The 16,163-nt window shown below is 65.5% G+C and carries 16 protein-coding genes; 9 read left to right on the top strand and 7 right to left on the bottom strand.

Features of this window, described 5'->3' with window-relative positions:
• Positions 1 to 789: 789 nt before the first annotated feature.
• Genes AC3A6M_RS20735 through AC3A6M_RS20755 form a run of 5 tightly spaced genes read right to left on the bottom strand, consistent with a single transcriptional unit; the run spans position 790 to position 4,217 of the window.
• Positions 790 to 1,290 carry an N-acetyltransferase family protein gene (locus tag AC3A6M_RS20735; RefSeq protein WP_487854607.1) on the bottom strand — a complete coding sequence of 167 codons (501 nt, stop codon included), beginning with the start codon at positions 1,288 to 1,290 and terminating at the stop codon, positions 790 to 792.
• Positions 1,287 to 2,234 carry a DMT family transporter gene (locus AC3A6M_RS20740; protein ID WP_487854608.1) on the bottom strand — a complete coding sequence of 316 codons (948 nt, stop codon included), beginning with the start codon at positions 2,232 to 2,234 and terminating at the stop codon, positions 1,287 to 1,289. Before AC3A6M_RS20740 ends, AC3A6M_RS20735 begins: the two co-directional genes overlap by 4 nt.
• A 56-nt stretch (positions 2,235 to 2,290) precedes the next feature.
• Entirely contained in the window at positions 2,291 to 2,737 is a 447-nt protein-coding gene (locus AC3A6M_RS20745) for an outer membrane lipoprotein (RefSeq protein ID WP_487854609.1), read from the bottom strand.
• 34 nt (positions 2,738 to 2,771) lie between these two features.
• Positions 2,772 to 3,206, bottom strand: a complete 435-nt coding sequence (locus AC3A6M_RS20750; RefSeq protein ID WP_487854610.1) for an Mpo1 family 2-hydroxy fatty acid dioxygenase — start codon at positions 3,204 to 3,206, stop codon at positions 2,772 to 2,774.
• A gap of 21 nt (positions 3,207 to 3,227) precedes the next feature.
• Positions 3,228 to 4,217, bottom strand: a complete 990-nt coding sequence (locus AC3A6M_RS20755) for a LysR family transcriptional regulator (RefSeq protein ID WP_487854611.1) — start codon at positions 4,215 to 4,217, stop codon at positions 3,228 to 3,230.
• A gap of 121 nt (positions 4,218 to 4,338) precedes the next feature.
• On the opposite strand from AC3A6M_RS20755, the gene AC3A6M_RS20760 reads away from it, so the two are divergent.
• From AC3A6M_RS20760 to infA (AC3A6M_RS20795), 8 genes are all read left to right on the top strand, one after another.
• Positions 4,339 to 4,503: a hypothetical protein gene (locus AC3A6M_RS20760; protein ID WP_487854612.1), complete on the top strand. Its 165-nt coding sequence runs from the start codon at positions 4,339 to 4,341 to the stop codon at positions 4,501 to 4,503.
• Complete coding sequence (locus AC3A6M_RS20765; RefSeq protein WP_487854613.1) at positions 4,500 to 5,369, top strand: alpha/beta hydrolase; 870 nt, start codon at positions 4,500 to 4,502, stop codon at positions 5,367 to 5,369. The genes AC3A6M_RS20760 and AC3A6M_RS20765 overlap by 4 nt, the downstream gene beginning before the upstream one ends.
• 193 nt (positions 5,370 to 5,562) lie before the next feature.
• Positions 5,563 to 6,768, top strand: a complete 1,206-nt coding sequence (locus tag AC3A6M_RS20770) for an efflux RND transporter periplasmic adaptor subunit (protein ID WP_487854614.1) — start codon at positions 5,563 to 5,565, stop codon at positions 6,766 to 6,768.
• Between the two features lie 12 nt (positions 6,769 to 6,780).
• Positions 6,781 to 9,975 (top strand): efflux RND transporter permease subunit, encoded by a 3,195-nt coding sequence (locus AC3A6M_RS20775; protein WP_487854615.1) that lies wholly within the window; start codon positions 6,781 to 6,783, stop codon positions 9,973 to 9,975.
• Entirely contained in the window at positions 9,972 to 11,582 is a 1,611-nt protein-coding gene (locus AC3A6M_RS20780; protein WP_487854616.1) for an efflux transporter outer membrane subunit, read from the top strand. Before AC3A6M_RS20775 ends, AC3A6M_RS20780 begins: the two co-directional genes overlap by 4 nt.
• Positions 11,583 to 11,702: 120 nt before the next feature.
• Positions 11,703 to 12,242, top strand: coding sequence for a DNA-deoxyinosine glycosylase (locus tag AC3A6M_RS20785; RefSeq protein WP_487854617.1), 540 nt, complete (start codon positions 11,703 to 11,705; stop codon positions 12,240 to 12,242).
• A gap of 325 nt (positions 12,243 to 12,567) precedes the next feature.
• Positions 12,568 to 12,834 carry a translation initiation factor IF-1 gene (infA, locus tag AC3A6M_RS20790; protein ID WP_487854618.1) on the top strand — a complete coding sequence of 89 codons (267 nt, stop codon included), beginning with the start codon at positions 12,568 to 12,570 and terminating at the stop codon, positions 12,832 to 12,834.
• A gap of 204 nt (positions 12,835 to 13,038) precedes the next feature.
• Complete coding sequence (infA, locus tag AC3A6M_RS20795) at positions 13,039 to 13,299, top strand: translation initiation factor IF-1 (RefSeq protein ID WP_487854619.1); 261 nt, start codon at positions 13,039 to 13,041, stop codon at positions 13,297 to 13,299.
• Between the two features lie 15 nt (positions 13,300 to 13,314).
• Here the strand turns inward: infA (AC3A6M_RS20795) and AC3A6M_RS20800 are convergent, their stop codons facing one another.
• Together AC3A6M_RS20800 and AC3A6M_RS20805 are read right to left on the bottom strand one after the other, a co-directional pair.
• On the bottom strand, positions 13,315 to 14,463 hold the full coding sequence (locus AC3A6M_RS20800; RefSeq protein WP_487854620.1) for a tetratricopeptide repeat protein: 1,149 nt from the start codon (positions 14,461 to 14,463) through the stop codon (positions 13,315 to 13,317).
• A gap of 81 nt (positions 14,464 to 14,544) precedes the next feature.
• Positions 14,545 to 15,414: an HDOD domain-containing protein gene (locus AC3A6M_RS20805; protein ID WP_487854621.1), complete on the bottom strand. Its 870-nt coding sequence runs from the start codon at positions 15,412 to 15,414 to the stop codon at positions 14,545 to 14,547.
• Positions 15,415 to 15,592: 178 nt separating this feature from the next.
• On the opposite strand from AC3A6M_RS20805, the gene AC3A6M_RS20810 reads away from it, so the two are divergent.
• Positions 15,593 to 16,162, top strand: a complete 570-nt coding sequence (locus AC3A6M_RS20810) for a DNA-3-methyladenine glycosylase (protein ID WP_487854622.1) — start codon at positions 15,593 to 15,595, stop codon at positions 16,160 to 16,162.
• Position 16,163: the final 1 nt, after the last annotated feature.

The following is a 16,163-nucleotide window of genomic DNA, read 5'->3' on the forward strand; positions in this document are numbered from 1 at the left end:
GCATCACACCAAAACAGAAACTTGCCCTTGCCGCTTAACCTCTACTTTTAGCGCGCTCTAAAAATGGGGGGATTACCCGATATGGTGCAGCGCTGATGCGTTGTCGGAAGCAGATTTTGAGAAGCTGGAGCGTGGCAATATCACTCGTTTCACCTATTCCTTTGCGGATGCCGACACAGCGACAATTCAGGATGCACTTGCGACTATCGAAGAGCATCACCCAGGAGAACGGGTTTGGATTGAGAGCGCCGTGTTCAAGAGCTAAACGGCGCTTCGACAGTCTGCAATGGGTCGATAGCGGACGGCCCAAGGCAGGTCTGCAATCGGCAAAGCAGACATTGCGTTAGTGCGAACAAAATGCTCGACTATACTCCGAAGGTGTTGAAGTGAAATCGCTTGGAATACCGCTGCAATATGCCTGTTTCATTTGCAGGAAGTGCTTCAAACGTCCACAGTTCTCGGGAGCGCGTAGCCGTTTCATGACGAGCGAACAGGTTGCAGGACAGCAGAGAGAATCTGAACACTTCGCAAACTCTCATCACTACAAATGTCCAGACTGTGGAGGCCAAGCGTACTTCATGGGCATCGACTTCAAAGCGCCGAAGAGATCGGACATCAAAGAATGAAGATGCCCTTCCTGTTACGTGCGTAAGCATTTGTAAAGTACATCCCGACAACGAAAAAGGGAGACTATATTGAAACCACTGGATTCAAGTCTCCCCTCCCATCTATTGGGTTCACCCACGGCGCCGCGCAGGCCCCGTGGGTTTTTTCTTTCCGGAGCCTGAATCAGGCCCGGGCCAGCGACGTCAGCGCTTCGCCGGTCACGCGGCAGACGCGCCAGTCCGGCAGGATCTCGGCGCCCATCGACTTGTAGAAGTTAATTGCCGGCATATTCCAGTCCAGCACCGACCACTCGAAGCGGCCGCACTCGCGCTCGACGGCGATGCGCGCCAGGTGCTTGAGCATGCGGTTGCCGAAGCCCTTGCCGCGGTGGGCCTGGCGCACGTACAGGTCTTCCAGGTACAGGCCCTTCTTGGTCAGGAAGGTCGAGAAGTTGTGGAAGAACAGGGCGTAGGTCACTACTTCGCCGTCGGCTTCGCCGATGATGGCTTCGCAGGACGGATGCGCGCCGAACAGGCCCTCGTGCAGCAGGGCGTCGGTCGCCACCACCATGTCCTCGAGCTTTTCGAACACGGCGAGTTCGCGGATCATCGACATGATGTGGGCGACGTCGGCCGGGGTGGCGGGACGGATAGCGAAGGTACTTACGTTTTGTTCAGCGGTCATGGTGTTTCAAGCGGTGCGTCGAGCGCATCTTTCAGGTTGACGGAAGGGGTCTTGCGTTTTGGCGTGTACATCGCCCAGGCGACGCTGCCCAGGCAGACCGCCATGCCCAGCCACTCGATGGGGCCGGGACGGTAGTGTTCGAGCTTGATCGACATGAGCACCGACAGCACCGGCGTGATCACGCCGATGTAGACGGTCTTGGCCGAGCCGATGCGGTTGATCAGCGTGAAGTAGCAGATGAAGGCCACCACCGAGCCGAAGATGGCCAGGTGCAGCAGGCCGAGCACGTAGCTGGTCGTGTGCGGCAGGACGAATTGCTGGCCGCTCGCCAGGCACCACAGCGCGACCATGCAGGTGCCCCAGAACATCGACCAGCCGGTGGTCAGGATCAGGTTGCTCGACTGTTCGCGCACCTTCGAGACGACGATGGTGCCGGCCGCGCTGGCCAGCGAAGCGCCGATGCCGAGCAGCAGGCCGAGCAGGAAGTGGCCCTGGCCGCCCTGGTTCAGGTCGTGCAGCGCGCCCTGGATCGAATGCCAGAACAGCAGGGTGACGCCGCCGATCGCGGCGGCGCCGGCGGTCCAGGTCTTGCGCGGGATCGGCGTGCCGAAGGCGATGCGCGAGCAGATCGGGGTCCAGAACACCATCAGCGCGAACAGCACGGCCACCAGCGCCGACACCACGTACTGCTCCGAGTTATAGGTGCAGACGTAGGACAGGCCGAAGGTGAAGAAGCCTTGCAGCAAAGTCCACTTGTGCGTGCGCCAGGGCAGCCGCAACTTGTCGCCGCGCGCCAGGCACCAGGCGAACAGCGCGCCGGACGCCAGCGCGAAGCGATAGACGACCGAGACGGCGGGCGGAATGTCGCCCAGTTGCAGGGTGATGGCCCAGAACGTGGAACCCCAGATCAGGGATGCAATGGTGAAGAGGACGTAGGAAGGCATCCGGAAAGTATACGTGCTTTCCGGAGTTCATTGTGGCGTCCGCCCGAAATCTGTGGTCAGTGGGTGACGCGCGTGTTGTAGCCGTTGCTCAGCAGGCGCACCCGTTCGCCGGGACGGAACATCTCGTCGGCGGGCTGGGTGATGGCGCGCAGTTCGCCGCTGTCGAGCTTGACCGTGATTTCGAAGCCGGCGCGCCGGCCGGCGCCGCGTTCGACCTGCTGGCCGACCAGGCCGCCGGCCACGGCGCCGATGATGCCGGTCGCGATCGAGCCCTTGCCGCCGCCGATCTCGGACCCGCCCAGGCCGCCCAGCGCGGCGCCGGTCATGGTGCCGACCCCGGATTCGGGACTGGCGATGACGACGTTGCGCACGGACTCCACGGTCCCCATGCGCACCACTTGTTCGTTCATGGTCTGGTAGCTGTTGTACACGCTGCCCGATTCGGGCGGGGTGGCGCAGCCGGCCAGGATGGCGACTGCGGCGAGAGCGACGACGGTCTTCATGATGACCTCCTCAGGCAACTCGATAAGCGCAAATTCAATAGGCAAGATGGAAGCGGCGGTACAGGAAGCCCAGCACGAACAGCGGTCCAATCAACAGGAACCGCAGGTCATCGAGGAAGGAGGGCTTCTTGCCTTCGATCTTGTGGCCGATGAACTGGCCGATCCAGGCGACCACGAAGACCGCGATCGACAGCGGCAGCACGGTCATCGGCGGCATCAATGCCAGCACGGCCAGCATCAGGGCGCTCATCAGGAGCATGCCGAAGGCGAAGGGGCGCGACAGTTTGACGTAATACACCAGCGCCGCCAGGCTGGCCGCCACGGCGACCGCCGGATGGATGCTCCACAGGATGCCCAGCAGGGTGAACACGATCACCGGCACGCACACGACATGGATCAGCTCATTGGTCGGGTTGCGGTGGCTTTCGCCGTACTGCTCCAGCAGGGTGTCGATGGGGCGCGGCTGCATCGCGGTCTCCTTGGTCTTGTCCTATGAAGACATGGTAGCAGCAGCCGCCGCCGCGGTCACGGTTTCCATTGCCGCCAGCGGCAAGGGACGCGGCAGCGCGCGCAGGTGCATGTAGGGATGGTTGGCGAACAGGTCCGATACCCACTCGACGAACACCCGCACCTTGGCCGACAGGTGGCGGTTCTGCGGATACACCACGTGCACCGGCAGCGGATCGCTGATCCAGTCGGGCAGCAGCTGCACCATGCGGCCGGCCGCCACGTGCTCCTGCAGCAGGTAATCGGTCATCTGGATCACGCCGAGGCCGGCCAGGCCCGCGTGCACATAGGCGTTCGAATCGTTCAGCGCAATCACGCCGCGCATCGCGATATCGATGCGCTCGTCGCCGCGCCGGAAATCCCAGTCGTAGACCTTGCCCGTCTTGGCCGAAAAATAGTTCACGCAGCGGTGGCGTTCGAGGTCGCGCGGATGCCGGGGCGTGCCGTAGCGTTCGAGGTAGGCCGGCGAAGCGGCGGTCACGAAGTTGACCACGCCGACCCGGCGCGCGATCAGGTTGCTGTCCACCAGCTCGCCGCCGCGGATCGCGCAATCGACGCCTTCCTCGACCAGGTCGACCGGGCGGTCGGTGCTGCCCAGTTCCATCATGATGTCCGGATAGCGCTCGAAGAAATCGGGCAGGGCCGGGATCACCACTTCGCTGGCCAGGCCGGTCGGCATGTCCACGCGCAGGCGGCCGCTCGGCGACAGCCGGGTGCGCGACAGCGATTCCTCGGCATCGCGCACGTCGGACAGGATGCGCACGCAGCGTTCGTAATACGCGGCGCCGTCGGTGGTCACCGTCACCTGGCGCGTGGTCCGGTGCAGCAGCTTGGCCGACAGCGAGGTTTCCAGCGACTGCACCAGGGTCGACACCGTGGCCTTCGGCATCTGCAGGGCGTCGGCCGCGCGCGTAAAGCTGCCGGCATCGACCACCTGCACAAAGACTTCCATCGCTTGCAGCTTGTTGTTCATTGGATTGTTCAGGGATCTGAATAATGGATTCGCGATTGCGGTATTTATCAGATTCTAGTTCATGTCTATAGTATCGGCACGGGCACTGATAAAAGTGCCATTGAAGAAACGGGAGCAAGTCATGAAACATCGCGATGGAATTGTTGCAAGCCTGGCGTTCGCGCTGAGCGTGATGCTCATGGCGGGCCTGGTCGGCACGGGCCTGTACGCCCATGCGGCCGGCGCCGAGGCGGCCGGTTACCAGGCCCTGTTCCACGTGGTCGCCACCAAGGGAGTGCAAGCATGAATGCTGCCGTTCTGAACAATGAGCAGGCCGAGGACCAGCACGAGCTGGTGGTGAAGGAGCTGGAGGTCGCCGGTTTCGAAGGCCCGCTGGCGGCTCGCCTGTACCGTGCGGCGGTGGACGGCAAGCGCGACATCCTGATCGTGTTCTTCCATGGCGGCGGTTTCGACGACGGCGACCTCGACGAGTCCGACGGCTTCCTGCGCCGTCTCGCAGACGCGAGCGGCTACCCGGTGGTGCTGTCGTCGACCTATACCCTGGCGCCCGTGAAACCCTTCCCGGCCGCGGCCGAGGATGCCCATGCGGTGGTGAACTGGGCCAGGAAGAACAAGACGAAACTGGGCTGGACCGGCAAGCGCCTGCTGGTGGCCGGCATCGAGGCCGGCGGCAACCTGGCGGCGGTGGCGGCGATGATGTCGCGCGACCGCGGCGGCCCGGCGCTGGCCGGCCAGATCCTGATCATGCCGATGCTCGATCCGGGCCTGTCGAGCTGCTCGATGCGCGAGATGCCGACCTGCCCCGACAAGGCAAGGGTGTTCGACGAGTGCGCGGCGGCCTACCGCGGCTACCTGCCGCACGCCGCCGACCGCAGCCACCCGTATGCGTCGCCGCTGCAGTCGAGCCGCCTGAAGAACCTGGCGCCGGCGTTGATCTTGTCGGCCGACGACGACCCGCTGCGCGACGAGGCCGAAGCCTATGGCGCCAAGCTGATCAACGCGGGCGTGCGGACCACGGTGCGACGCATGGCGCCGGCCCGCATCGAGGAGCCGAACGCCCGTAATGAATGTGCGTGTACGGGCCATGTCCTGCACGAGATCGCCAATTTCATCGCCGGGCTCGAATCCGACAACGCCCCGCCCGGCAGCTGATCCGTCACGGATCGTCCGGCTGGAACGTCTTGCCGGTAACGCTTAGCAGCATCCAAACCTAGAACAACGTACCCGTTTTCGGGCACGGGAGACCTGTCTTTTCCTGCGTTTCTGTCTGCATCCCGCATGCAAGACCGGAAGGGACTGCTTTCGCCTAATTATTAATAAGTCATCAATATCGGAGGGCTCACTCATGAAAGCAATTCATCAATTACGCACCGTCGCCAAGCCTGTCGTGCTGGCGCTGGGCGCCGCCGGCATCGCGGCCCTGATCGCCGGCTGCTCGGACGCCACCGGCAAGGCGGCCGAAGCCCAGACCCAGGCGCAAGCCGGTCCGCCGGTGTCGGCCGCCGTCGTGGTCGAGAAGCCGGTCGCGGAAACCCAGGAGTTCTCGGGCCGCCTGGAAGCCGTCGAACACGTCGATATCCATCCGCGCGTGTCGGGCTTCATCACCGCCGTCAACTTCAAGCCCGGCGCGATGGTGAAGAAGGGTGAGGTGCTGTTCGTGATCGACTCCCGTCCTTTCCAGGCCGAAGCGGAGCGCGCCGACGCCGCCGCCAGGTCGGCCCGTGCGAAAGCCGAACTGGCGCGCGTCGAGCTGGCCCGCGCCGAGCGCCTGCTGGCCGACAAGGCGATCGCCCAGCGCGAATACGACGCCAGCGCTTCCGCGCAGAAGCAGCTCGAAGCGGATGCGCGCGCCGCCCAGGCCCAGTCCGAAGCGGCGAAGCTGAACGTGGCCTACACCCGCGTCGTCTCGCCGATCGACGGCCGCGTCTCCAAGGCCGAGATCACCCTGGGTAACCTGGTCGACGCTTCCAGCCTGCTGACCTCGGTGGTTTCGGTGGACCGCATCTACGCCAGCTTCGACGGCGACGAAGACACCTACCTGCGCGTGCGCTCGCAGGCCCACAGCGGCCAGCCGGTGACGGTGCGGGTCGGCCTGGCCAACGAAGAGGGCTTCCCGCACGAGGGCAAGCTCGAATTCGTCGACAACCAGCTCGACACCCGCGCCGGCAGCGTGCGCATGCGCGCCACCTTCGCCAACAAGGACGACGTGATGGCGCCCGGCCTGTTCGCCCGCGTGCAGATCGGCGGCGGCAGCGAGAAGCCGGCGCTCCTGATCAGCGACCGCGCGGTCGGCACCGACCAGAGCCACAAGTTCGTGTTCGTGGTCGGCAAGGACGGCAAGGCCGAGTACCGCGAAGTCAAGCTGGGACCGGTGGTCGAGGGCCTGCGCGTGGTGAAGGCCGGCCTGCATCCGGGCGAGAAGATCGTCGTCAACGGCCTGCAGCGCGTGCGTCCGGGTTCGCCGATCACGGCGCAGACCGTGCCGATGGTGGCCAGCACCAACGTGGATAAGGACAAGTCCGCGCAGCTGGCCATGGCAGATGCAAAATAAGGAATCAACACAATGAACATCTCACGCTTTTTCGTCGACAAGCCGATCTTCGCGGCGGTGTTGTCGGTCATCGTCTTCGTGGCCGGCCTCATCTCGATCTTCCAGCTGCCGATCTCCGAATATCCGGAAGTGGTGCCGCCGTCCGTGGTGGTGCGCGCGCAGTACCCGGGCGCCAATCCGAAGGTGATCGCGGAAACCGTCGCCACCCCGATCGAACAGGAGATCAACGGCGTCGAGGACATGCTCTACATGACCTCGCAGAACACGTCGGACGGCGCGCTGCAGCTGACCGTGACCTTCAAGATCGGCACCAACGTCGAGCAGGCTGAAACGGCCGTGCAGAACCGCGTCCAGCGCGCGCTGCCGCGCCTGCCGGAAGAGGTGCGCCAGATCGGCGTCACCACGGTCAAGAGCTCGCCCAACATCACGATGGTGGTCCACCTGAATTCGCCGGACGGCCGCTACGACGACCTCTACCTGCGTAACTACGCGACCCTGAACGTCAAGGACCAGCTGGCGCGCATCACCGGCATGGGCGACGTCCAGCTGTTCGGTTCGGGCGACTACGCGATGCGCGTCTGGCTCGATCCGCAGAAGGTCGCCGCGCGCAACCTGACCGCCAGCGACGTCGTGAATGCGATCCGCGAGCAGAACGTGCAGGTCGCGGCTGGCGTGGTCGGCCAGGGCCCGTCGAAAGGCGCGGACTTCCAGCTCACCGTGAACACCCAGGGCCGCCTGCAGTCGGAAGAAGAATTCGGCAACATCGTCGTCAAGACCAGCCAGGACGGCGCCACCACGCTGCTGAAGGACGTGGCGCGCCTGGAAATGGGCTCGAACTCCTACGCCCTGCGCTCGCTGCTCGACAACAAATCCGCGGTGGCGATCCCGATCTTCCAGTCCCCGACCGCCAACGCGCTGCAGCTGTCGACCGACGTGCGCGCCAAGATGGAAGAACTGTCGAAGGACTTCCCGCAGGGTATGACCTACAGCATCGTGTACGACCCGACCCAGTTCGTGCGCGAGTCGATCGACTCCGTCGTGCACACCCTGATCGAAGCGGTGGTGCTGGTGGCGCTGGTCGTGATCGTGTTCCTGCAGACCTGGCGCGCTTCCGTCATCCCGCTGCTGGCGGTGCCGGTGTCGGTGGTCGGCACCTTCGCCGTGATGCTGGCCTTCGGCTTCTCGATCAATACGCTGTCGCTGTTCGGCCTCGTGCTGGCGATCGGTATCGTGGTCGACGACGCCATCGTGGTGGTGGAGAACGTCGAGCGGAATATCGAGAACGGCCTGAATCCGCACGACGCCACGGTGCAGGCGATGAAGGAGGTGTCCGGTCCGATCATCGCGATCGCGCTGGTGCTGTGCGCCGTGTTCGTGCCGATCGCCTTCGTGTCGGGCCTGACCGGCCAGTTCTACCGCCAGTTCGCCCTGACCATCGCCATCTCGACCGTGATCTCGGCATTCAGCTCGCTGACCCTGGCCCCGGCCCTGTCGGCGGTGCTGCTGCAGCCGCACGGCGCCAAGAAGGACAAGCTGACCCGCGCCATGGACTTCGTGTTCGGCCGCTTCTTCGCGGGCTTCAACCGCTTCTTCCACCGCTCCTCGCACGCCTATGAAGGCGGCGTGAAGGGCGTCCTGAAGCGCAAGAGCGCATCGCTGGGCGTGTACGTGCTGCTCGCGATTGCCGGCATCTTCATGTTCAAGGCCGTGCCGCCGGGCTTCGTGCCGGCGCAGGACAAGGCTTACCTGATCGGCTTCGCGCAGCTGCCGGACGCCGCTTCGCTGGACCGCACCGACGCCGTGATCCGCAAGATGTCCGACGTGGCGAAACAGATCCCGGGCGTGGAATCGTCGGTCGCCTTCCCGGGCCTGTCGATCAACGGCTTCACCAACGCGCCGAACGCCGGCATCGTGTTCACCACCCTGAAACCCTTCGATGAGCGCAAGGGCAAGACCCAGAGCGCCGAAGCCATCGCTCTTGAAATCAACAAGCGCATGGGCGTGATCGAAGATGCTTTCGTGATGGTGCTGCCACCGCCGCCGGTGAACGGCCTGGGCACCACGGGCGGCTTCAAGATGATGATCGAAGACCGCGGCAACCTCGGCTACGATGAACTGAACAAGGCGGTGCAGGCCTTCATGGCGAAAGCCGCCACCGACAAGCGCCTGGCCGGCGTGTTCTCGGGCTACCAGATCAACGTGCCGCAGCTGTTCGCCGACGTCGACCGCGTGAAAGCCAAGCAGCTGGGCGTGTCGCTGGCCGAGATCAACCAGACCTTGCAGATCAACCTCGGTTCGCTGTACGTGAACGACTTCAACCAGTTCGGCCGTACCTACCAGGTGCGCGTGCAGGCCGATGCGCCGTTCCGTTCGCAGCGCGAGCAGATCGCCCAGCTGAAGGTGCGCTCCGGTACCGGCGAGATGATCCCGCTGTCGTCGATCATGAAGATCAAGGATACCTATGGCCCGGACCGCGTCCAGCGCTACAACAGCTACGTCGCCGCCGAAATGAATGGCGGCCCGGCCCCGGGCGTGTCCTCGGGCCAGGCCCAGGCTGCGATGGAAGAGATCGCCCGCGAAGTGCTGCCGAAGGGGATCGCCTACGAATGGACGGATCTCACCTACCAGGACATCCTGGCCGGTAACACCATGGTCTACGTGTTCCCGCTGTGCGTGCTGCTGGTGTTCCTGGTGCTGGCCGCGCAGTACGAAAGCTGGACCCTGCCGCTGGCGGTCATCCTGATCGTGCCGATGTCGATCCTGTGCGCGCTGATCGGCGTGAAGCTGACCGGCGGCGACAACAATGTGTTCACGCAGATCGCCCTGTTCGTGCTGGTCGGCCTGGCGTCGAAGAACGCGATCCTGATCGTGGAGTTCGCGGTCGAGCTGGAACACCACGGCCGCAGTATCGTCGCCGCCGCGCTGGAAGCCTGCCGCCTGCGCCTGCGTCCGATCCTGATGACCTCGATCGCGTTCATCATGGGTGTGGTGCCGCTGGTGTTCTCGCACGGCGCCGGCGCCGAGATGCGCCATGCGATGGGCGTGGCGGTGTTCGCCGGCATGCTGGGCGTGACCTTCTTCGGCCTGTTCCTGACGCCGGTGTTCTACGTCCTGCTGCGCACCCTGGCGGCGCGCTTCGGCAAGCCTTCGCATCGCCTTGCGCATGTCGAGCCGCACGCCCCCGAACTCGAAGGAGCAATGAAATGACAACGATGAATCAAAACCGGGACCAGGCCCTCGACGAGGCCCTCGCCCGGACCCCACGCCGCCCGCTGGCGCAGCCGGTAGTGAAGGCCGTCGCGAAATTCGCGCCGCGCTTCGCCACCGTGCTGGCGGCCCTGCTGCTGAGTGCCTGCGCGGCGCCGGCCTTCCACCAGCCGGCCGTGTCGACCCCGGCCGCATTCAAGGAAGCGCAGGTGGCTGCGCCGGCCGCATCGCCCGAGGTGGTGCGCAGCGCCTCCGACGGCACCACCTGGAAGACCGCGCAGCCGGCCGAGAGCCAGCCGCGCGGCGAATGGTGGAAGGCCTTCCATGACGCCCGCCTCGACAGCCTGGTCGCGCAGGCCACGGCCAGCAACCAGAACCTGTCGGTGGCCGCCGCGCGCGTGAAGCAGGCGAGGGCGATCGCCGGCATCGCGGAAGCGGACCGGATTCCGCAGATCGGTGCCGGCGTCGGCGCCCAGCGTGCACGCCTGTCGCCGCTGGAAGCGAACGTGGCGCCGGGCACGCCGATCGCGCCCGCCACCAGCTACCGCGCCAGCCTGAGCGCCAGCTACGAGGTCGACCTGTTCGGCCGCGTGTCCAGCAACGTGGCCGCGGCGCGCGGCGATGCCGCGGCGAGCGAGGCGACCTACCGCTCGGTGCTGCTGTCGCTGCAGGCCGACGTCGCGCAGACCTATTTCCGGCTGCGCGCGCTGGACGCCGAGCTGGCGACCGTGAACCAGACCGTGCGCCTGCGCGAAGAGAGCGTGCGCGTGACCGGCCGCCGCTTCGAGCTGGGCGATATCGGCGAATTCGACCTGTCGCGGGCCAGGACGGAGCTGTCCACCGCGCGCGCCGAGGCGATCGGCCTGCAGCGCCAGCGCGCCACCGCCGAGCATGCGCTGGCGGTGCTGCTGGGCCAGCCGGCCTCGAACTTCGGCGCGGCCAGCGATCCGCTCGACGCCAGCGCCAGCCTGCCGCTGATCCCGGCCGGCCTGCCTTCGAGCCTGCTGGAACGCCGGCCCGACATCGCCGGCGCCCAGCGCACGATGGAAGCGGCCAACGCCCGCATCGGCGTGGCGCGCTCGGCGATGTTCCCGGCGCTGAGCATCGGCGCGAACGGCGGCGGCGTGGCCGGCGCCTTCGGCGACGTGTTCAAGTGGAGCAGCCGCTCCTGGCTGCTGGGCGCGGCGCTGTCGATGCCGCTGATCGACGGCGGCCGCAACCGCAGCAACGTGGTGCGCAGCGAGGCCGCGCTGGAAGAAGCGGTCGGCGCCTACCGCCAGAGCGTGCTGGTGGCCTTCGCCGAAGTCGAGGACAACCTGGCCGGCCTGCGCGTGCTGGCAGGGCAGGGCGCCGAAGTCGAGGCGGCGCTGGTGTCGGCGCGGCGCTCGGCCGACCTGGCGCAGAAGCTGTACGACGCCGGCCGCTCGAGCTACCTTGAGCTGCTGGACGCCCAGCGCAACCTGGCCGCGGTGGAACGCAACGCGGTCCAGCTGCGCGGCGACCGCGCGGTCACCACGGTGGCGCTGATCCGCGCCCTGGGCGGCGGCTGGGATGCGGCGCCCGCTTCGGCTGCGGCTTCGGCTGCGGACAAGGTCGCGCTGAGATGAGATGAGGTGAGTGGGTAGTGTCGATGTAGCCCTTTGCGGCGGTGCGTGCGAGCGTGCCGCCGCTTTTTTATCGCCGTCGTCCCCGCGCTGCGTCTTTGATCCAGCCGCTACAATCCACGCATGCCGACTACATCTCTTGAATCCACCTCCCTCCTCACCGGCCTGGCCCCGGTCATCGCCCCCGACACGCGCATCCTGATCCTCGGCAGCTTCCCCGGCGCGCGCTCGCTGGCCGCCCAGCAGTATTACGCCCATCCGCGCAACCAGTTCTGGAAGCTGGTCGGCGCCCTGGTCGGCGAAGACCTCTACAACCTGCCCTACGGCGAGCGCCTGCCGCGCCTGCTGGCGCACCGCTTCGGCCTGTGGGACGTGCTGGCCGCCTGCGAGCGCGAAGGCAGCCTCGATTCCGCGATCCGCAAGCCGGCCGCCAACGATTTCGACCGCCTGCGCCACCTGTGTCCGGAACTGGAGACGGTCGGCTTCAACGGCCAGGCCTCCGGCAAGTTCGCGCCGCAGTTCGAACAGGCCGGCTACCGCGCCGTGGTGCTGCCCTCGTCCTCGCCGGCGCACATGGCGATGACGTTCGAGCAGAAGCTCGTCGTGTGGCGCCGGCTGGTCGACGACAGCCTGGACACCGGCGCGACGCGGCAGCTGTTCTGATCTATTTGCGCGCTGCACAAGGAAGCGTGCTACACTGCGTTCGCGGTCAGGTCTCGATGGTCCTGCCGTTCCCCGCGAAAGGCACGCGGCGCACCATGTGTAATGGCGCGCGCGAGTACGCCGACAGGGGATGTCATTCCACATACATTGGTCGGTCTACACGATGGATGCACCTGGCAGATAGCCTGGGCCTCCGGGCTCCGCACCCCGCAGATAGCAGGGGCTGGAGCGGCGATTAACGCATTGGCGTCACATTGAAACGAAGCCCGCAGCAGCGGGCTTTTTTTTCTCCATCCCACTCGTTTCAGCCCTACCGGAGAACATCATGGCAAAAGAAGAACTCATCGAAATGAACGGCGTCGTCGCCGAAGTCCTGCCGGATTCGCGCTTCCGCATCGATTGCGAGAACGGCCACAAGCTGATCGCCTACACGTCCGGCAAGATGAAGAAGAACCACATCCGCATCCTGGCCGGCGACCAGGTCAGCCTGGAGCTGTCGCCATACGACCTCAGCAAGGGCCGCATCACCTTCCGCCATATCGAGAAGCGTGGCGCCCCGGCGGCCCGCTCGAGCTTCCGCGGCCGCCGCTGATAGCACGGCCGGCAGGGAAAAAGGGCGCCAGCCCTTTTTTTTCGGCATAACGTCCCCATTTCGGTTCCATCCCCCAGTTTCCACACGGCTCGACACTGCAGCCGGAGCCGTCTTTTCCCGACTTCGACCCTGTCAACCGCCCCAGGCGTTGCGCAAGCATTGCCTGGGACTGGGCATTGGTATTCACTACATAAAGGACACGAGATGAAAGAAGAGCTGATCGAAATGCATGGCAAGGTCACCGAAGTGCTGCCTGAAATGCGCTTTCGCGTGGACCTCGAGAATGGTCACCAACTGGTCGCTTACACTTCCGGCAGGATGAAGCGCAACCATATCCGTATCATCGCCGGCGACCGCGTCACGCTGGAGATGTCGCCCTACGACCTGAACAAGGGGCGGATCACCTTCCGCCACCTCGACAGGAGCGGCATGCCGAAGCAGGCGCCGCGTGCGCGCCGGCACTGATCTCCGGGCCGTCCTTCACTGCATGCCGAGCTGGCGCAGGTGGGCCAGCTTGGCCGAATAACGCTTGCGGATGTCGCTCTGCGTGCTGTTCTCCACCGCCAGCGCCAGTTCGTTGCGCGCGTCGCCGAGCCGGTTCAACTGCAGGTAGGTGGCGGCCAGCCAGAAATGGAATTCATCGTTGTAGGGCGCGCGTTTGATTTCCCGACGGAATAGATCGCGCGCCTTGTCGTATTGGCGCTCCTGGTAGGCGGCCACGCCCTGGTGGAAATACTGGAACGGCGGTACCGGCTCCAGGCTGGCCACGCGCCTGGCGATGGCTTGCGCCTCGTCGGTCTTGCCGAGTGCCGCCAGCACCGGTTCGAGATTGCGCAGCGTGATCAGGTTTTCCGGCTCGCGCTGCAGGGCCGCGCGGTAGACCCGTTCCGCCATGCGCTTGTCGCCATGGCGGTCGTAGACCACGGCGAGGGTGTTCAGGGGCATGGCCGATGCCGGATTGCGCGCCACCGCCGCGCGCGCCCACCAGTAGGCATCGTCGAACCGGCCGTCCACCAGGGCTTCGGCGGCGCGGTTGTTCTGGAACATGGAAACGATCTGGTCTTCGCTGAGCAGGCGCTTGCCCAGGGTGTCGGCCGCCGGAGCGGGAAGGAAGTCGACCACCAGCACCTGCTCTGGCAGGACGTCGCTCATGTTCGTGCGCGACCCCAGCATGATGTTGACGTGGCCGCTCAGCAGGTACAGGTCGCCGCTGCGGCTCCAGCTCTCCATGTCGACGCTCTGGTAGCGCACCGTCATGCCGAGCTCCTTGGCGAACGCCGCCGTCATGATCACCAGCGACATGCAGTTGCCGGCACGGTCGCGGAAGGTTTCGGCCGCATTGCGGGTATAGCTGGATTCGTACTCGAGCTTGAGATCGGTTTTGGTGTAGAGGGCCTCGAGCAGGCCCTTTTCCTTGCCCAGCGAGCGCGTCAGGCTGCCGAACCTGGCGCTGTGCAGGTAGGTGCGCATCTCCGGGCTGAGGGTGAACAGGTCGGATGCGTCCACCGGCCGGGATGGCGGGGCGAAGGAAGCGTCGGCGAACAGCTCCGCCGGTGGCGCGAGGGTCGACGGCGGGGCGCTGGCGCAGCCGCTCAGCAGCACCAGCAGGATCGCAACGAGGTGTCTCATCATTTCCTCCGTTACCGGTAAACTTTTGCTTCAAGTATCTGCCGGTCCGGAGGGGAAGTAAAGACGCTCTCGAGGAGAGAATTACTGGTCGTCGTGGAAAGCTTCGTGCAATTCGTCGAGCAGCTCGGCGGTTTCTTCCTGCGACAGGCCGAGATAGGCGCAGGCCCGCGCGCCGCCCTTGTTCCACTCGAGCGATTCGGCATGGCCCTGGTACTTGCAGATCGCATTTTCGGCCAGCAGCGACAGCGCCACCAGCGAGCGCACGGGGCCCGCCGTGTTCGCGTCTTCCAGCACGGCATGGTCGTGGTGGTGCAGGATGGCCCAGGCGACGTCGCCGGACAGGCCCCAGTTGCGCGCCAGCAGGCAGCCGATCGCGGCGTGCGAGGTAGAGTGGCGTTCGTCTTCCAGCGCGGTGAACGGGCGCTGGTCCTCCAGCGAGGCGGCGGCGTAGGTGGCGGCGTAGTCCGCGAAGCGGTCCATCAGCAGCGGCACGCCGGTATCGCAGAACAGGCCGAAGGTATGCGCGATGTCCGGTTCGCCGATGCGCATGCGGCGCGACAGGAATACCATCGCCTGCGCACGGCGGGTCGAGACGTCCCAGAAGCTGGCCAGGGCCGCGCTGTTGGCGGGGATCGCCTGGCGCGCCAGGAGGCCGGTCATCAGCGCGGCGACCTGGTTAATGCCGAGGAAGAGGATCGCCTGTTCGATCGACTTGGCCTTGCGCCGGCCGCCGTAGATGGACGAGTTGGCCAGCTTCAGCAGGGCCCCCGACATGCCGACGTCGCTGGCGACGATGCGGCCGATCGTCTCCGGACTCGGGTCCGGCGAGGCGAGTTCGCGCTGCAGGTCCGCCAGCAGGCTGGGACGCGGCGGGATGCGGATCGACTTGATCAGGGTGTCGACGGGATCCTCGGCGGCGCTCGGACGCGCCAGGACGGATGCAGTACTCATGGCAGGGAGGGGAAACGATGCTGCACGGAAATATGTGCAAAGCTCGTCACTATAAACCAGCGCGCCGCGTTTGCACATCAAAGACTCCAAGGTGTGTAGCAAATCCGACAGTTATATTATTTACAATTCTGGCGCTGTCCGTGCGACTCGGCGGGCGCAGCCGTTATAAGATTGTTACATGTCTTCTACCATTCTTGCCGGTATCGATTTTTCCGCTCCTTCCCACCTGGTGGCGCGCCAGCTGATCGGCGTGACGGTGCTGGTCGACGGCGTCGGCGGCCGCATCGTCGAGACCGAGGCCTACGACGGCGAGGACCCGGCCTCGCACAGCTATTCCGGCCCGACCGAGCGCAACTTCGCCATGTTCGGGCCGCCCGCCCACGCCTACGTCTACCGCTCCTACGGCATCCACTGGTGCCTGAACTTTGTCTGCCGCGAAGAAGGGCATGGGGCAGGGGTGCTGATCCGCGCGCTGGAACCGGTCGCCGGGCTGGAACGGATGCAGGCGCGGCGCGGCACGACCGACAGGTGGCTGCTGTGCTCCGGCCCGGGCAAGCTGTGCCAGGCGCTGGGCGTGACAAGGGCGCTGAACGGCAGCCCGCTGGCGCAGCCGCCGTTCGAACTGGAGGCGGCGCCGAAAGGCATCGAGGTGGTGACCGGGCCGCGCATCGGCATCTCGAAGGCCGTCGACGTGCCGTGGCGTTTCGGGCTGGCGCATTCGCGCTACGTGAGCAAACCGTTCCGCTAGC

The organism is Telluria sp. Soil_C_11 (assembly GCF_057657395.1).